Below are 17756 nucleotides of genomic sequence, written 5' to 3'. Positions count from 1 at the left end.
GATGCTCGATGCCGTCCTTATCCAGCAATGCGCCGATCCTTCCCTGAAGCCCTCGATCGTTGAGCAGTTCATCGCAAAAGCCGGATCGCAGGACCCTCTCGCCATCACCGTGCGATCCGGCAGCCGGATGGTGCTGGTGCCGAAGCCGACAACCCCGGAAGAGGCACTGACTTTGATCCGCGACAATCTCGGTCGGAACACCGTTCGCGTGGGTATCACGCAGTATCCGGCAGGTCTCGGCATCGTCGAGGCCGGTCAATTGAAGCCGGATATGGTCGAGGCTTGCGAGAATATCCGCATGGGGACGGCGCTGTTCGCCAAGGTCTTTCGCACCGTTTTAAAATGGTATGGCAATCCCACCGCGAAAGAAGTCCTGCCGCAGGTTATGGATGATGCGGTCATCGCCTGGCAGACGGGGTATTTCGAAGGGCTGGCGGTGTTTCGGGCGGAGGATCCGCGGCGGGAAGAAACCGCTCGGCCTGAAACCGTCGATTCAGAGAAAGCCGAAAAGGATAGCGACCCTACTGAAGCCGGTGACACGGTGAAATCCGCGGCGGATGCGGATGCTTCCGATCCGAACAAAGCAGGCATCAGGATCGACCTTTCCGGGATCGGCGCGAGGCCTTAATCAGGATCACTCTGCAGATCTGCAAAGTGATTGTTTTCTATCGCTCTAGCGAAACAAGCATCGGCCCGTTATATGATGGAGCAGGGCAGTACGCGCTGCCCGGGGGTGTGGAAACCCTTACTCGGCGGTTGATGTCGGCCGATACGACATCAGAATCCTCTGGCCAGTGGCCGGTGGGCCTGCGACGTATGTCCAGGTGCTCCGGTGCTAAAGGTCGCAGGACTGTCCGAGTACAGTTTCCAACCCCCGGCTTGGGATCAGAGATTAACGTTTGCGGGGGCGCACCGCAGACTATACTCAAGGGTTGGATCACCAATGGATTTGAAAGATTCAGCAGTGTCGGACACATGTGAACTGCGCCCGGTGATCGGGCTCACGCGCGGACTTCCAGTCCCGGATATCGAGACCCTGGCGATTAACGCCATCCGGCTGCACAGACAACTCGTCGAAAAGGCGGATCAGTTTTTCCAGGCTTTGCCGAAGGATTATCAGACGGGCAAATCTGTTGGTGGAGAGCAGCATCTCGAATATATCGAAGCGATGATCGAGATGCATGCGCAGATGAGCGCCGTTAACACGCTGGTTGGTCTGCTGGGCTACATTCCGAAGGTGTCGGTCAACTAAACTCTTCGCCTAGATGAGGCCAGCACGAATGGCCAGGGCCACCAGGTGCGGCATCGTATGGATCTGGAAGCGCTTTCTCGCCTCCTCAAGTTTGCTTTTCACCGAATTGTATTTGACGCCTTCCAGATCGGCCGCTTCTTCCATCGTCTTGCCGACTGAGATCCAGTTGAGGTACGCGGCCTCCTTGGGATCGAGCCACGCCGGATACTGTGCACTCGGCGTTAGGCAATGTGATATCCATCCCGAAGCCACCAGCAGAATCGGGATCAACAAAGATATGATATCGATCCAGGCTTCCTCCTTCGCTTCGGAAGAAGTGCGGCCCCATCCGAGCGTCACAATGGGTGTCGGCGATTTGCAGCTCATTTGAATTGACGGGCATCTTTTGTTCCGAGAGCTTCTTTCCGTCTTTTGCGATATCCAGCCTTATGAACGCGCAAAGCTCGCCATCGGCGTTGATTTCGACATTATGGGCCACGATGCAAAAATAACCATTCGAGAAATGCGCGTCGGCGTACCACCATTCATACGCTCCGGGCAGAAATGGTTTTGAAAGCCGAAACCCGTCTTCCCAAGTCTGCGGCACGTCGCGATTGATCTTGAGTTCTGCGAAGCGTGCGTCATCGTCGAGCAGGCGAACTTGCTTTGTCGGGATAGCTATAGTCCTTCCATTCAGCCCCAAATCTGGGCGCACGATGCCTGGCCACCGGACAACGGCAGCAAAAAGCACGGCCATGTTTGGCGATTTATCGGCTGATCAGTTCAACCTACGCTCATTCTCTTCTGCTCAGAATTGATCGCAGGCGGCTCGTCTGCACGTCGATCGATTGTGGACCGTTGCCAGTCAGCAGCTTTAGGTGAGGTTCCCATTCGACACGGATCGCCGCCGGATTGAAGGACAGACGGACGTCGTAGCCGGCCTCTTTCAATGCCTCATCCACATAGTATGGCAATCTCGTCTTCTTGCCGGGAATTTTAGGATAGTTCGTTGAAAGAGCCACAAGCTCTCCGAACTTTGGCACCGTCGTGATCTTCGCACCACGAAACGGGTGGTTCGGGTAGTCGAAGGGGTTTCCACCGGAATCCACCCTCCACCTGGCCGAGGTCATTGCGATCGGCGCGTGGCAGATCAACGAAAGAAGGACATTTTCTTCATACGCCGTATTGATAATCTCGCCGAGCCAGGGAGCATCCTTAAAATCCACGACTGGTGCGTGTCCGCCGGGGAAGTGAATGAATTCAAAGTCCCCGATCGAAAAGGGATCGTCGGGATCACGATGGCGTTCGACGACTGTTTGGGCCGAGAGATAGTCTTTTTGCGGTAGGGCCGCAAAACTGGCGAACACTTCGTCAAACAAGGCGGCCGCTTCCGGGTCTGTGTTAGGCAGTACTTCGGATAGCGGCAGAGCGCCAAGATGTCGGCGGGCAAGTGCGAGTTCTGCGCTGCGGCGGGAAACCAGATCGGGATGGCGACGGGCAAAGCTCTTCGGGGCGAACATATTGGCGGCAGCGGCGAAGGTCATGCCGCTCGTTGCGAGAAAAGGGAGCGACAGGCCGTTTATATCGAGTTGCGGCAACGCGCCATCGGGCGTGCATAATGTGAACTCGTGGGAGTTTTCGAACTCCTTCAGCACTTGCGCCAGTTCAACAAGAAAAACTCCCGTTGAAATTACATGGCCCGCCGGCTCGCTGACCTGAAAATGGCGGGCAGACGACAGAATGATGAGGGCTTTGGGCTTGCCTGATGGGTGGGTATCGGCTGTCATATCAGCTCCTTTTTTCGTTATGGAGCAAAGCGCGCAAAAGGACGGGAACCATGCTCAACATGCTCCCCGGGCTGATCGCCCGGTCGAGGGTCACGCTGCGTTCCAATGCCATCAATCCCCCCGCGAGATCTTCCAATGCAACGGGCGGCGGCGCTTTGCTAAGATCGAAAAGCAGCTTTGCAAGCCGCGCATAGAGCGTGCGTTGCTCGGCCATGATGGCCCAATAGGCCTTGCCGAATTCGGGATTACGCACCGCGTGTAGTTGAAGTTCGGCGGAGACTAAGGCGTGCTCCGGGCTTTCGGAAAGTTTTTCCGCCCATGCATCTACGCCATCGAGAGCCGCTTTGAGGTCATCGCCGACGGCATCAATGATAGAAGCCACCCGTTCGGATTCCTCAAGCTTGTGCAGCTTCAGGACCTCCAGCAACAGGGCCTCGTTGCTCTCGAAATTAGAATAGAAGGCAACCTGCGAGTATCCGGCCGCCTCCGCGATATCGCGCATCGACGCCGCATTGAACCCCCGCGCAGCAACTTGCTGCCGTGCGGATTTTATCAAGCGTTGACGGGTCTGCTCTCGGGTCTCTTCACGAGTGAGTCGGCGACGGTTCATGTTTCTCATGAGATTCGAATATCAAATGATATTTGAATTGGCAATGCTATTCAGAGAATTACCCGCGCGGTCGTTATGGTTTGACATGCTGCGCCGGAAGAAGCCGCACATCATGCCCCATCTAGGTGACGACCAACAAAAACGATGCTGCCGATGCCGAAGCCATCTCCTACGCGGTCACTTGACCAACCGGACGGTTTGTTCCGATCAAGGAGGTCCAGCACCAGAAGGTGCTGGTCCTTCATCGCGTCCGAGAGATGCTGTTCCCCCAGAGGACACAGCTCATTATTCTAGGGTCATCTCGCTGAGTTCGGCATCATTGCTCCGAACCGCACCCAAAGTATCGGGCTTCTAACCTCGCTGATTGAGGATGAAGAATACAACGAGCTTCCGGCAGTGGGCGCGGCATGTGTTGCGCTCTCACCGAGCGACTGAGGGAGGTGAAGACAAAGCAATTGCGCACATATAGGGATCTGATCAGGGTCGTACAGGGAAGCGAGGCTTGTCGATGATTGATGACCATTCCTGGCGTCGGTGTGGCTACAGCGACAACATTGGGTTCCTCCATGAAAGAAGCGTCCGACTTCAGGTCTGGGCGATCTTTCGGCCCTAGTCTCATCGAGTTCCCGTCATTTGTTATTGACCATCGCTGTGACCATGGCCAAGCACTGACAGCTTTTCTTGATACATTTCCCCTCATGCAAAAAAGAAAAAAGCTGCAGTTTTACCTGTCCGCGTCGTTGGCGACCCACTTGAAGAAGTAATAAACCGCGACCCACATTAAGATCAGCGGCATAAGATCCGATATTATTTGCATTGATGCGCACTACTATTTACATTGGCGCTCCCAAGCGGAAGCTATACTGGATTCAAAATTTGCCAGAGCCACCGACAGGCGGGGCACTCGCCGCTCGTCCCGTGTAAGTGGCAGCAGAGAGCCATCGCCGTCGACAATACTAACAAGATCAACCTCTCAAAAGATAACTGGATACGACCCAGCCCCTCATTGAAGAAAGATTCGCTATCGCCCAGCGTAACAGCAGGTTTTCTGAGAGTGCACCAGAGGAAACGTCGTGGAGTCCATAATTATCAAGAACGCTGTCGCGCACGATCAATTGTGACGTCTTTTCGGTCGTTCGGCTAATGGATAAAACTATACCAGACTAGCTTTTGCTCGACACTCTAGCAGGCCCGGAAAGTCCGTCTTTCCGGTCTCCTGGAATTGCAAGACGGAAGCTTAATTGAATAAGCGGCGTATTTAAATTAGACCATGAATATCAAGGTTTTATATTTTTTTGGCGTAGTTTTAGCCTCGATCTTGTTCCAAATTATGCTGTTCGGCAGCGTTTATGCGCTTTTCTGCTGAGCCAGCGCAACCGACGGCGTTTCCCGCTCACAAGAATTGGCTCTGCGATATTCACTAGGTGAAAGCCCTGTCCAGCGCCGGAACGCAAGGTTGAATGGTGGAGCGGAAGAATAGTCCAGAAGCTTGGCCAATCTGAACATCGGCACCTTGGTCGTTCCAAGGAGGCGAACCGCCTCACCTCGCCTGATATCCTCCAGGATTTCAACATAGGATGAATTTTCGTCAGCCAGTCTTCGTTGCAAGGTTTTCGTTCCCATGCCCATTGACCTTGCGATAACCTCCGCACTGGTCACTCCAACGCCAAGCATGCTGCGTATCATCGTCTCGACTGTTTTCTGTGCCGTGCCCTGAAATACCGGCATCCGGGAAACGCGCTCATGGAAATGAGCGGCGGCGCAAGCGTTGAGATATTCTTTTGAGCACGCGACGGGAAGATCGAGATGTCTGTCGTCAAAAACGATCTCATAATGCTCCGCATTAAATTCAATCGGGCATCTGAAAACCTCTTCATATATGCCCCGGTTGACGGAGCCACCGTGCCTGAAGCGCACCATCACATGATGTTTGTCGGCCAACCCTGTGAGAACCCGCGTAAGAAGGCTGATTGAAGCAAAAATCGATTCGATCTTTTGCCGGCGCAGAGCAGTCGAGTTATCGAACTCGAAGCGACAGGCGACGTAAGACGTACCAGGCATCTTGATGCGCCTGGGCCTGTAGGCATTGGTATGTGAATGCCAATAGGCCTCAATCCGCTGGATCCATTCACGCATGGTCCGCGCCTTTGTTGCCGCAAGCATTACAGGCCCGAGATTCTGAAAGAAAGGAACCATGTTTTTTGCCCAGTCAATGCCAAAGGTGGGTCGCTGCATATGACTTGCGGCAACCTCAAGCAATGTTCCGAACTTGTTTGCACTGATAAAAAGATCTACATCGTCCAGCGCAGATTGATCGATGCCTGCCAATACAAGCAACTCCTTGGGATCATAACCTGCTGATCCCACCATTTCGCTGAATCCGATGAGTGAGACCGCTCTTATGTAAAACTTTTCTGGCTGCAATGTCGTCGCTTTCATTTTTCCCTTCGATCCTGTTTTAGGACCTGGTCGTCTTGGCTACACCCCGTCCCGGGACATGATCTGTACGCTGCGATGTCGGAGGCAAACACGCATCGTTTCAACGGACCAAGATAAAACATAATAGCTCATTTCTCTGACCTGTGGGCTGGCACAACGTAACAGCCTCGCACCAGATTATTTGCCTTACGAGGAAGACCCTCCTTCCGCTCTTTGAGGAAGCGATCGACACGGCGAATTCGCATGGCGCGCAACTTGGTGCGAATGGAGATCGCAGAAAGTCTGGTTACCAATACCCACCTCGCGATCCCGATCAATAGCGATCAGCTTGGCTAAAGCGAACTGAGCGCCTTTACCCGAGGCTTCAGGCATTTCACGGAGTTCACTCCAGCTCGTTTCCGTGAGGAGATCAGAAATCTCCACATTGTCTGCTTTCTGCGTCAATGGGCCATCGCCCCTCCTTGATCAACGTCAGCTTGAGCTGTCCAGCTCCCTACCGCCTTCAGTTTACCAGACGACAGGATGCGATTGACCTGTGTTTACGTTGACAAGTCCTGACGGCACCTGGTCGCTTGGCGCGACGAATACCCAGCGCCAGGGCAGGCAAGTCAGGGTGGCGAATATCAGCGTTTCCGGAAAGCCCGGTTTCCAGATCTTGGTAGCGGAAGGCTCGTACATCCACTCGATCTTTTCCGCGGCTGAGTATAGCTGCTGCATTTCTCGATCAAGTTCCTCTGCCGGGCGCGCCGTCATCAGGCCACCGATCTCGTAGCGTACCTCCGCTACGATCTCGCCCCGATGCGCCAGCACCCATCCGCCGGCGATTTCCTGCAGGCGATTTACGGCCATCGCCATCGCACCGTCGGAGGAGCCCACTGTCCAGACATTGTGTGAATCATGTGCGACGGAGCAGGCAAGAGCAGTGTCCGGATCCGCCGGACCGCAGCCCAGCCAGAACATCGATGCCAGCTTTCCGTTGCCGCTATAGCGGTCGATTATTGCGAATTTCGTAATCTTCCGCGCCGTGTCACGCTGGACCTCACCGTTTTCAACCCTCAGTTCCATGGTCAGAAAATCCTGATTCCAGTGAAAGGGGCGCAGGAGCGCTGCTTGGACGCTATGCCGGTCGCTGGGAGCCCGAATGGCAAAATCCGCCGCAGTCAGGAGGCGTCCGATGTTCAGCGTTTCGCTCGCCCATTCCGGCCAGGAAATGTCGGGTTGCGGTCCGAGATATTGGTTGCCTTCGGAAACGAGCAAGCCGTCCGCGTAAACGGCTGAGATGGAAACGGCGCCCACATCGTTGAGCAGCACGAGATCCGCATAGCGGCCGGGTGTAATGCTCCCCACCCATGCGTCGATTCGCATATGTCTGGCCGGGTTGAGCGTGACACATTGAATGGCGGTTTCGGGCGGGACGCCGTGCTCGATCGCGGACCGAAGATTGTAGTCGCTCGCGCCTATTCTCAGCGTTTCCGAGGCACTGCGGTCATCCGTGGTAAAAGCGATACTAGACCAATCGGGAAGGCCGCGCTCAAGGAGGCCCGGCAAGACCTCGGGGAAATTATAGGGGCGGATCTCGATGAAGATGCCACGGTTTATTTTCTCCCAGCCGTCCTCGAAACTCCAGATCTCATGATCGGAAGAGATACCGGACGCGGCGAAGGCACTGGTTTCATGCGCCTCGACAAGACCTGCACCGTGTCCCTCGACAACGCCGCGCTGTTCGACCGTAGCACGGATCATTCCCCATATTCGCTCATAGGCGGGGTTTTGCGGATCCCAGACCGCCGGCCAGTCCATGACCTCGTCGAGACTGACCACGGACAGATCTCCCGTCAGGAAGCCGCGCTGCTCCTCATAGCCGTAATCGCCGCCGGTGCTCTCCCATCCGCTCGGAGGCACTGCGGAGCCGGGCTGGATGAAGACCTTGTGTGGTACGCCATAACTGCGGGCCGTCTTCCAGAATGCCGTATTGTTGGGGCCGTCGACATTTGCGAATTCGTGGCTCGCCTCGCACGTCCAGGTGTTGCCTCTCGGCAGAACAAGGGCTGCCTCATATTCGGGCGTCAGGTGCGTGCTTTCGATGTGCTTGTGCACCTCGCCGAAGCCGGGAACGGCCGAAAGGTCCGGATAGTGTACTCGGCCGGCGACCTCTCCCTTGTATTGGCCGGCAGGGCCGACCCAGGCGATGCGCCGTCCCTTGACGACGATCTCCTGGTCAATAGCCCACATGCGCGTATGTACATTCAGCAGGCGGCCCACGCGGATCGCCAGATCCGCCGGTCTTTTGCCCAAGGCCACAAGGACGAGATCCTGGCGGATGGTGATATCGTCCTTTGCGCTGAGGATGAGGTCGTTTGGAAGGCTCATGGTGCGCGCTCCTTAAAAAGCCCGATTGACGATAATGATGTAGATGATGAAGATGACATCGAGGGCTACGAGCATCGCGGTGAGTTTCTGCCACTGGCGCGTCGCCAGAACGATCAGCGAGTAGACGAAGCAACCGATCGCCAATCCCATCATCAGATCGGTGGTTACGACCGTGATCAGGAGGATCAGGATAGGCGGAATGGCATTCTCAGGCCGCGACGTGTCCAAGTCGCGAATGCCTTCCATCATCAGAACGCCGACCATCACCAGGGCCGGAGCCGTTGCCTGGGCCGGAATGATGCCGATGAGCGGCCAGAAGAAGAGCGAGACACCGAAGAGAACTGCGACGACGATGCCGGTCAGGCCCGTACGGCCGCCTGCTTCGACGCCCGCCGCCGATTCCACGTACGCCACGACAGTCGACGTGCCTAAAGCAGCACCGATAATCGAGGCGAAGCCGTCAGCGGCGTAGGCCTGCCTGGCGCTCGGAATGTTGCCGTCCTCATCCATGATCTTGCCGCGGCGTGTCACACCAATCAGCGTCGCTGTCGCAGAGAAGAAATCGGATATGAAGAAGTAGAGCGTGATCGGAAGAACGAGCCAGAAGTGCGTGAAAAACTCATGGAAATCGAAAGCGAAGAAGAGCTCTTTTGGGATGATCGGAAAATCGATGATGCGATCCGGAACGGCTGTCAGCGGCGTTCCATCCGCTGTGATGAACAGGCCGATGACACTCAGGGCGGCGATCGAGATCAGGAAGGCGGCCGGTATCCGCAATGCGATCAGCATCGGCGTCGCAAGCACGCCGATAAGCGAAAGCATGACGGCCGGCTCGGCGATATCACCGAAGGAAAGCCGGTCATTGGCCAGAGACACCAGGCCGGCGTTCTTGAGGCCGAGATAGGCGATGAAAAGACCGAGGCCGCATTGTATGCCCAGCCGGATCGGCTCGGGAAAACCGCGGACAATCCGCTCGCGCCATCGGGTGAGCGACAGGATCGTAAACAGGATCCCGCCGATCAGGACCATGGTGAAGGCAGTCTGGTAGGATACTCCCATCTGCAGCACGACCACCTGCGCAAAGATTACGTTCGACCCCATTCCGGGCGCGAGCGCGATCGGCAGATTGGCCCAAAGCGCCATGATCAAGGTTCCTACCATCGAAGCGAGGGCCGTGGCGATGATGAGCGAATGCATATTCATGCCCGCGGCCGACAGGATCGCTGGGTTGACCACGATGATGTAGCTCATCGCGCCGAAGGTCGTGAGACCGGCTACGACCTCACGCGATATCGACGAATTCCGCTCTTCGATGCGGAAATATCGATTGAGGGTCGGTAGTTTTGAGCGCTCCTGATCCGAAAAAACATTGCCTGTCATTGCCTATCGTTCCCCTGTTTTTGCCGTCGCGTTGGCAGCTTTTTGCTGTCTATCGAGCGTGATGAAACTGGATATCGTCATGAAAAGGCGGGCGCCATGACTGCGGCTTCGTGAAGTTGATTGGAATTCAGGAAGATTGCGCATTCTGACAACCGAGAGGCTTCGGTCCGGGCATAGGGATTGTTTTTAGCCTTGGCGCGAATGCCTAACCGCAGCGAGACAGGCGGGTCAGCGCTCGCATAGAATGCGACGAGTTAGGCACAAATATTGCTTGTTATCGACATGGAGCCCCGTCGTAGCCTGGCAAAGGCCGAGGTTCTCACACCAACCCGCAGCCGACCGAGTGCAACTACGCACCGGATGCGGGCTGTTCTGTAGGAAGGATCGAGTTATGGAGATTTTAAGTCGAGACTATAATTTTCACTTTCATAAGGCGACAAGCGACAACAATCCTGCCGGCACTTATTTCGGCGAACCACGTGTCGAGGTATCGCTCATTATGAAGGGGTCGGTGCGGTTCATCGTCGATGGCCGTGTACGTGTTGTGCATGCGCCCTGCGCCACATTGCAGGCGTATCACGTCGATCTCCACGCGCTTTCGAACAGCGACCAAAAGGTTCAGACAATGTGGTGCCACTTCTCCCCGGATGCGCTGTCGGAGGACGACTGGTCGGTACTGGAAAATTTGCCGGCCGCCCAGCCGATTCCTCCTTTGATACCATCACTCTTTGCCGGCGCTCTCTCCTTGCAGCAGGAATCCGCTGCCCCGGGCGAGCATGATGTCACCAACCACATGCGCAATTCGCTCGGCCGAACGATCCTCGCGGAATATATCCGAGGCACCCAGCTTGCGGGGCGAACGAGGCCATTGCCAAAGGCGGTTAGCGTGGCAAAAAAGGCGCTCGACAGTGAATATTCACGATCATGGACCGTTCCAAAGCTCGCGAGCCTCGCCGGTACAAACGCAAACTACCTCATTCATCTTTTCAAGACCTATCTCGGCGAGCCGCCGATGCATTATTTGTGGCAGAGAAGGCTGGATGCGGGTATCCAGATGCTGCAGTCCACCAGCCTGACAATCGACGAGATATCCCATCGCTGCGGATTCCGGAGCCCGGCGCATTTTTCACGGCGGGTCAAGGAGAGGAATGGCGCTCCACCAAGCCGTTTCCGGTAGTGGTTGCATTTTCACGGAGACGTGGTCCCGCGGGCCGTCCATTATTGGAGAAGCTTATCCAAGTGCATCATGCCTGTTTTTGAGGGTAGGGGATCAGACCTCTCCGTGCAAATGTGCGATGAACGCTTCGGTTGGCGTCCTGTAACCCAGGCACTTTCTCGGTTGGTTGTTGAGTATGCGTGTGATCTGGTTCAGCATCGCTTGTGACATCTGGCTGAGGTCCGTGTTCGATGGCAAGAAGCGGCGGATGCGCTTGTTGGCGTTTTCCACCGCACCTTTTTGCCAAGGCGCGCTTGGATCGCAGAACCAGCTCCGTGCGCCGATCCCATCTTCCAAAGCCCTGAATGCTGCAAACTCTGTGCCGCGATCGAAAGTAAAGCTCTGACGTGCGAAAGCGGGCAGGGAGGAGAAGGTACGCACGATCTTGTCCATGATTGGTCGCGAATGTCGGCTCGGGTTTTTGATCAACACCGTGTAGCGGCTTTTGCGCTCAATAAGGGATGTCACATTGGCATGGCCAAACGGACGTTCGAAGATGACGAGGTCACCCTCCCAGTGCCCAAACCGGGATCTGTTTCCAATAAAATCAGGCCTTGCGAGATGCGATGGCTTGCGGGGAATGCGCCGTCGCGAGGCTTCCGTGATCCCAATGGGCGACGTTTGCGGCGCGCTTCCGGCAGGTATCTATAAAGTCCGAGTTCGTAATCTTCCTTGCTGTAGATGAACCGGTAGATCGTCTCGGCAGACACACGAACGGGGCTTATTCCTTCTGACAGCAGGCGTCCGGCGATCTGTTCGGGCGACCACCGAGCCTCCAGTTGACTGATGACTTCAGCACGAAGATCTGCATGACGTCGAAGCTTGCGCAAACGTCGCCGCCGCTCGCGCCTCAGTTCATCAGCGATCGTGCCAAAATAGCCGGTGTACTCAGGCAGTTCCTTGTCATGAAAGGTGTTGCGCCGGATTTCCCTATAGATCGTCGAACGGTGGCGTCCTAGCCGACGGGCCATCTCGTTGACAGCAAGTTTTTGCTCTACGAAGCGATGAAGAAGGCGACGATCGGCGAGGGTTAGTTGCTGATAACATCCAGACATGCCAAAATCTCCAGAGTGAAGCCATTGAAATTACTGGCATGTCGCGCTTGGAAATAGAATGTACCCGGCTACAACATTTGTGGCAGAGGAGTTGGAATGTCCTCTCTGGCGCAAAGTAGAAATGTCATTTTGAACTACCACGCGGCACAGCGATCAGCCCCGGTCTGACCGGCTGGTCCGGGTTGCAAGATCAGATCGGGGCGGGTGAGGGACGCCTTTCGGCTTTAGCTTTGAGACTATCCGATCGATACATCACTCGGCAGCATCGAGCCTTGACAGCTTCTTTTTCCGACGCGCAATCACCGCCTGATCACTCATGATATCCGTCTTCCGCCCGGGCTTGCGGCCCCGCGATATGTAGCCGTTCTTGTCGCTGTTGGTCTTCACCTTCGGCGTTGTCTGCTTGTCCTGACGTTCCTTGATATAGGCCAGAATATCACCGAGCCGCTTGTTCTCGGTGATCGCCGCATGTGTCACCCGCTGATCCTTGTCGAACACCGTATAGGGCAGGGAATATCCCTTCGAGCGCACATCGAGGCGACCATCGGCGTAGGCATAGGTCTCGACATATTTGCCAACCAGGCCTCGCGTGACGTCGTTCTCGTCCAGCATGATCCGCTGGCGTTCGAACGAGAATGTCAGCTGCGATCCGACATACCGCTGCTCGCGCTTGCACAGAATCTCGGCCAACCGCTCCGGTGGCAGATTCATCGCCCGATGCAGGTCATTGGAGCGGGCAGGGGCGATCGCAAATCGCGCATTGTAAGCGGCCATGAAGTCCGGAAGGAAGGCATTGCCTGCCTCCATATTGTCGATGCCAGAAAGCCGCAGCTCCTTGACCAACCGGTCCTGCAACGTCCGGTTCATCCGCTCCACACGACCTTTGGCTTGGCTCGAGTTTGCGCAAAGAATCTCGATATTTAGCTCACAAAGCGCCCGCCCGAACTGGGTCATGCCCTGACCACCCTTGGCATCCTTCTTCGCCACCCGAAACACCGAATGCTTGTCAGAATAAAAGGCAACCGGTGCGCCGTGGTGTTTGAGATATAGCGCCAGCGCTTCAAAATAGGTGAAGGCGCTTTCCGAACGCACGAAGCGCAACTGCATCAGCCTGCCGGTCGCATCGTCAACGAACACCAGCAACGAGCATGACGGTCCGCGGTCCTCGAACCAGCGATGCTCGGATCCGTCGATCTGCACCAGCTCGCCATAAGCCTCGCGACGTAATCTCGGCTGATGAAACGTCCGACGCTGCTTGCGCGACAGCCATAAGCCAACATCCACCATCCAGCCACGGACGGTCTCGCGAGACACATGCAGTCCATCACGCTCGGCGAGCTTCTCGGCCGCCAGGGTCGGGCCGAAGTCCGCATAACGTTCACGAACCAGCGTTACCGCGTAATCACGAATGCCGTCATTGATGCGGTTGTTGGATGGTCGGCCGATCGCCTTGTGTCTGATCGAAGCCGCACCGCCAGTTTGCATCCTGTTCAACAACCGACGGATTTGCCGTGTGCTGAGATCAAGCACATGCGCCGCCGACACCATGGTCATGCGACCGGCAATCACCTTCGACAAAATCTCGATCCGCTGCAAATCCCGTTCGCTCATCGCAATCAGTCCCATCTGCAATCTCCCAGGCATCGTTCAGACCCGGGGAGTGTGACATTCCAACTTTGCAGAAACAGGACACTTCAACTTTGCGGCTACAACATTTGATCGCATAATCTATCTTATGGAACTTATTATATTATCGGGTAAGCGTCATGGCTCTCTGGCCGTCATCCATTTAATTTAGATCTCTTAGAAACTTCGCGAGCGCAGATTTGAAATCGCGTTGGTAGGCGTTGACGCTGTCAGACTTGGAGGTAATTTCGACGAAAGAGGCATTCGGTATCCATTCGGCTAACGTTCGCGCATAAGAAAGGGGGTGCACGGGATCGCGATTATTGCCAATGACGAGAGTCGGCACTGAAATGTTCTTGATTTCGTCCTCAGTTACGCCAGGTCCCCCCATCGCGATGGATGTTAACAAGGCAGATGTTACCTCTATCGGCTCGCGAGTGAAAAATCCGCGGATTGCAGATAAATTGTCTGGACCGTGTTCAGCAAGATCCATTGCGACCTCTGACATCTCAAATCGCTGTAATGCGTCTTGAGGGTCGTATTGCGAGAGCAATTGCCCCACAAAAAGATTTGGATATGCGCTTCGTGGAGCATCGTCAGTTACCCATGCAGGGCGGGCTAAGATCAGCGCCCTTATCATGTACGGCCAGCGTACGGCAATTCGGAGAGATATCGCGGCACCCATAGAGATGCCTCCAATAACCGGTCGCTCTAGGGATTGCATATATCCTACCACGTCGTCAGTGAACGTGGGAATTAAAAGATCCTCAAGCGGACCAGTTTCGGATTGCCCATGTCCTCGACATTCGACCGTCAAACACCGATATGCAGTGTCTTCAGGAAACACTTGAATGAGCTGGTCTGCGTCTGCGCACAGCCCGTGTTGGAACACAAACGGGAGACCCTCTCCATGCTCAGAAACGGAGAGGGATACTCCACGGGTCTCATATACCGATCGGATCATTTGAGTATCCCCAAGACAACGCTAAGCACGAGCACACTGCGCTTAGTTATTTCAGATTTACTGCACTGCTTTAAGCGGACGGCCATTGGCGGCAGCATGAGACCCTACCTCCGCAGCGGCGACCGGATTGCCACGAATCTGCGCGCTTCCCTCCGCTAAGAGGGAAAAGTTGCGACATCACCGCGCACCTGTTAATAGAATTACATTCCGGCAACCAAATATCGTGATATCATGCGACTTGTCAAATCCCTCCTAGACCGCTGCTTCGAACTCATCACGCTGCTTAGTGAGAACGCAGATGGTATGGCCCTTGGCGAGATCAGTCGTCGTTTAGACGTTCCCAAGAGCGCGGCTCACCGTCTTCTGACCAGTCTTTGTGACTTGGGTTGGGCTGAACAGGTACCCAATAGCGGTTTCTATCGGCTCTCGCTGAGATTGGCTGTTGTTGGCCAACGCTTGCTGGCCGGAACGAAGATCCCTGATATCTGCCAGCCGATCCTCGATCGTTTGGCGGACACGGCAAAAGGCCTCGGTAGGATTGCAATCATTGGTCCAGACGGACTTACATGGATTGCCCAATCGCAAGGCGTTCGTTCGGGTCTGGTTTATCAGCCCGAGTTGGTGGCCAAGGTACTCCTTCACACAACGGCAAACGGTAAAGCGTGGCTTGCGACACTTGATCGCGACGAGGCTCTGGCTCGTGCCGAAGCTAGCGGTCTGGGACGCAAAAATATCGGCGGTCCTCGGGTAATCACGACGAAGCAAACGTTCTCAGCAGCCCTAGATGAGACGCAAGAGCAAGGTTGGGCAAGCGCCATCGAGGAAGCCGAGCCAGGCGTCGCCGCTGTCGCTGCGGTGATACGGGTTGGCGAACAAGTTGTTGGGACGGTCAGTGTCGCTGGCCCGATTCACCGCTTTTCTCCGGTCGTAGTTCCGCAACTCGCAGAGCAGGTCCAAGCGGCGGCGCGGGAACTTTCTGAGCTTTGGCCTTACCGGATTTCGCTCCCCGGCCGACAAGCTCCCGCGGTAGCTCTGTCGGAAGGCATTGAAGAGACAGTTTAATATGCAGTTAATATGCAGACGACATGTCAACCTCTTGTGACGACCGAAGGCAAAGCCTGACCCCCGGCCATCGCTGGAGGAACATCGTTGCGTGGCGTGAATTATGGCCATGGTTCGAGAGGGACCGTCTTTTCAGTCGACTGGAGGTTGGGTTGGATAATGTTGAACTAAGGGCAATGCGCAAGACAGATAACCCTGCTTTACGGCGGGTGGGTCGATCAACGAGGTGAATTTCTCATGTTGGTAGGACCGTCCGGCCGCGGGAAAATCGACACGCGTCTGTATGAAGAGGCGCAACCGCGTGACGTATCGTATCCTGCCCTCCGATCTCCGTGTGGGCCGATGCCGCAAGCGAGAGCTAGGAGGGGTGGGCAAACAACGAACTCATTAGGCGGAACAGCATTCCATCGTTTACGACTGGGTATTGGCTATTAAGCCCTTGACCAGGCCAATTTCCTGCCCCAACACGACGCTTTTCCGTCGTTGACATACCCAATTTCGTAGATAGAATGGCGTTCCAATAGTGTGCCGGCGCTTGGCCGCGCCGAGGATAAGCCACGGTAGCCAGGAGGCGGGAGCATCGTAGGCTGGGGAAAATCACGCGGCATTGACGACTGTAGCACCTCATGTGGTGTGCTCGCGTAAGACAAGGACCAACTGGGAGGAGGAATCTATATGGACGACTTGAAATTATCGCGCCGCTCACTATTAGGCGGGCTGGCTGCAGCATCAGTGGTTGCCGGGGTTGGAGGCCGACGAGCATCGGCACAATCCGGCGTAACATCCGAGGTGAGCTACAATGGGTTTCTTGATCCGTCCAACGGCAAAGACCCTAGGGCTGTCGCGCAGAATCGGATGATCGAAGCGTTCGAAAAGGCCAATCCATCGATCAAGATCAGAGTCATTGTCGACCCTTCAGGTGCAAATGGTATTCGTGCGGCACGCGCGCGTTCCGGTGCGCCCGACGTCATCCGCGTCTCAAATTCGCAACAGCCGGAATATTCGTCGACTGGTTCAATTTTGCCAATTGATGACCTTATAGCCCGTGACGGCATTGATACCAAAGATTGGCTGATCCCTCTAGAGCAGACTAAGGTTAATGGGCAACTGTGGGGTCTGCAGCAGGACTTTCGCATTCCGATCCTTATCTATCGAAAAAGCCGGTTTGCAGAAGCGCAAGTTACAAGTCCACCGCGCACCTACGAAGAAGTTGCGGCTCTGGGAGCAAAGCTCACTAAAGGAGCTACTATCGGATATGCCGTTCCGATCGGGACGACGGGCGGGATCGGTGGCGCCCAGGCATTTAACGAATTCATCATCAGTTCGATACTTGCCGGAAATACAGGTCCTCTTTTTGCTCCCGACGGCCGGAACATCGCTTTTTCGGATGACCGGCTTTTGCTCGCCGCCACGACCGTTTCGGACCTTTTCGCGAAAAAGGCCTCCACGCCCGTCAGCTTGCAATATGGATACAATGAATTGCAGGATGGCCTGCGCTCGGCAACGGTCGCTTCCGCCTCTTTTGGCCTTTATCGGTACAAGGGTATCGAAAATGCGGTTGCGAACAATGATCTCGCCTGGGCCCCAGCACCCACGGTCGGGCAGGGCGATAAGCTGACCGCTTATGGATTCCAATTGAGCATCAATGCAAACTCTCCGAATAGGGAAGCCGCTTGGGAATTCGTAAAGTTCATGACAAGCCCGGAAGCGCAAATTCTCGCGGCTCGTGGCGGTGAGGTTGTCGCGCGGGCGAGTGTCTACAACGATCCATATTTCTCTACACCTGAGGCCGCTGATCAACAAGGCTGGAAGGCCCTTGTTCAGGAGCGCGGTCTCCTGGTAACTTACTCTGTCATCCAGTCAGCCTTCAATCAGATTGCCGGCGAGGAATTCCAGCGCATGATCCTGCGCGGCAGTACGCCTGAAAGCGTCGTTTCGCAGATCAAGTCCCGTTATTCGGAGGCTCTATCGAAATCTTGAGCCTCTAGGCACGGCATCACAGCTTTGGGATGCCGT

General features: G+C 55.5%; 12 protein-coding genes and 2 pseudogenes. 5 read left to right on the top strand and 9 right to left on the bottom strand.

Features of this window, described 5'->3' with window-relative positions:
- The first annotated feature begins 1 nt into the window (after nucleotide 1).
- On the top strand, nucleotides 2–628 hold the full coding sequence (locus tag CFBP5499_RS26860; RefSeq protein WP_080830265.1) for a TraH family protein: 627 nt from the start codon (nucleotides 2–4) through the stop codon (nucleotides 626–628).
- 315 nt (nucleotides 629–943) lie between these two features.
- On the top strand, nucleotides 944–1252 hold the full coding sequence (locus CFBP5499_RS26855) for a transcriptional repressor TraM (protein WP_035260802.1): 309 nt from the start codon (nucleotides 944–946) through the stop codon (nucleotides 1250–1252).
- A 9-nt stretch (nucleotides 1253–1261) separates the two neighbouring features.
- Here CFBP5499_RS26855 and CFBP5499_RS30655 read toward each other — a convergent pair.
- The 6 genes and pseudogenes from CFBP5499_RS30655 to CFBP5499_RS26825 all read right to left on the bottom strand — a co-directional run.
- Nucleotides 1262–1474: pseudogene (locus CFBP5499_RS30655) on the bottom strand (transcriptional regulator TraR); the annotation flags it as partial.
- 551 nt (nucleotides 1475–2025) lie between these two features.
- On the bottom strand, nucleotides 2026–3018 hold the full coding sequence (locus tag CFBP5499_RS26845) for a hypothetical protein (RefSeq protein ID WP_080830263.1): 993 nt from the start codon (nucleotides 3016–3018) through the stop codon (nucleotides 2026–2028).
- Between the two features lies 1 nt (nucleotide 3019).
- Nucleotides 3020–3637: a TetR/AcrR family transcriptional regulator gene (locus CFBP5499_RS26840; RefSeq protein ID WP_080830262.1), complete on the bottom strand. Its 618-nt coding sequence runs from the start codon at nucleotides 3635–3637 to the stop codon at nucleotides 3020–3022.
- Nucleotides 3638–4975: 1338 nt separating this feature from the next.
- Entirely contained in the window at nucleotides 4976–6067 is a 1092-nt protein-coding gene (locus CFBP5499_RS26835) for an AraC family transcriptional regulator (RefSeq protein ID WP_080830260.1), read from the bottom strand.
- 507 nt (nucleotides 6068–6574) lie between these two features.
- Nucleotides 6575–8437, bottom strand: a complete 1863-nt coding sequence (locus CFBP5499_RS26830; protein ID WP_137066501.1) for an adenine deaminase — start codon at nucleotides 8435–8437, stop codon at nucleotides 6575–6577.
- Between the two features lie 12 nt (nucleotides 8438–8449).
- Entirely contained in the window at nucleotides 8450–9817 is a 1368-nt protein-coding gene (locus tag CFBP5499_RS26825; RefSeq protein ID WP_137081378.1) for an NCS2 family permease, read from the bottom strand.
- 391 nt (nucleotides 9818–10208) lie between these two features.
- Here CFBP5499_RS26825 and CFBP5499_RS26820 point away from each other — a divergent pair, with 391 nt between their 5' ends.
- The gene (locus CFBP5499_RS26820) at nucleotides 10209–10994 is read left to right on the top strand and encodes a helix-turn-helix transcriptional regulator (RefSeq protein ID WP_158523312.1); all 786 of its coding nucleotides are present in this window, start codon (nucleotides 10209–10211) and stop codon (nucleotides 10992–10994) included.
- A gap of 93 nt (nucleotides 10995–11087) precedes the next feature.
- Here the strand turns inward: CFBP5499_RS26820 and CFBP5499_RS26815 are convergent.
- The 3 genes and pseudogenes from CFBP5499_RS26815 to CFBP5499_RS26805 all read right to left on the bottom strand — a co-directional run bounded on the left by CFBP5499_RS26815 (nucleotide 11088) and on the right by CFBP5499_RS26805 (nucleotide 14678).
- Nucleotides 11088–12088: pseudogene (locus CFBP5499_RS26815) on the bottom strand (IS30 family transposase).
- Nucleotides 12089–12340: 252 nt separating this feature from the next.
- Entirely contained in the window at nucleotides 12341–13714 is a 1374-nt protein-coding gene (locus CFBP5499_RS26810) for an ISNCY family transposase (protein ID WP_080830599.1), read from the bottom strand.
- Between the two features lie 163 nt (nucleotides 13715–13877).
- Complete coding sequence (locus tag CFBP5499_RS26805; protein ID WP_080830598.1) at nucleotides 13878–14678, bottom strand: alpha/beta fold hydrolase; 801 nt, start codon at nucleotides 14676–14678, stop codon at nucleotides 13878–13880.
- 231 nt (nucleotides 14679–14909) lie between these two features.
- Between CFBP5499_RS26805 and CFBP5499_RS26800 the strand changes: the two genes are divergently transcribed.
- Together CFBP5499_RS26800 and CFBP5499_RS26795 are read left to right on the top strand one after the other, a co-directional pair.
- Nucleotides 14910–15740 carry an IclR family transcriptional regulator gene (locus tag CFBP5499_RS26800; protein ID WP_080830597.1) on the top strand — a complete coding sequence of 277 codons (831 nt, stop codon included), beginning with the start codon at nucleotides 14910–14912 and terminating at the stop codon, nucleotides 15738–15740.
- Between the two features lie 675 nt (nucleotides 15741–16415).
- Nucleotides 16416–17720, top strand: coding sequence for an ABC transporter substrate-binding protein (locus CFBP5499_RS26795; RefSeq protein WP_080830596.1), 1305 nt, complete (start codon nucleotides 16416–16418; stop codon nucleotides 17718–17720).
- Nucleotides 17721–17756: the final 36 nt, after the last annotated feature.

This window comes from Agrobacterium tumefaciens (assembly GCF_005221325.1).
In the GTDB taxonomy this organism is placed as follows: domain Bacteria; phylum Pseudomonadota; class Alphaproteobacteria; order Rhizobiales; family Rhizobiaceae; genus Agrobacterium.
The sequence above is the reverse complement of the archived record's forward strand: the minus strand, read 5'-3'. Positions and strand labels throughout refer to the sequence as shown.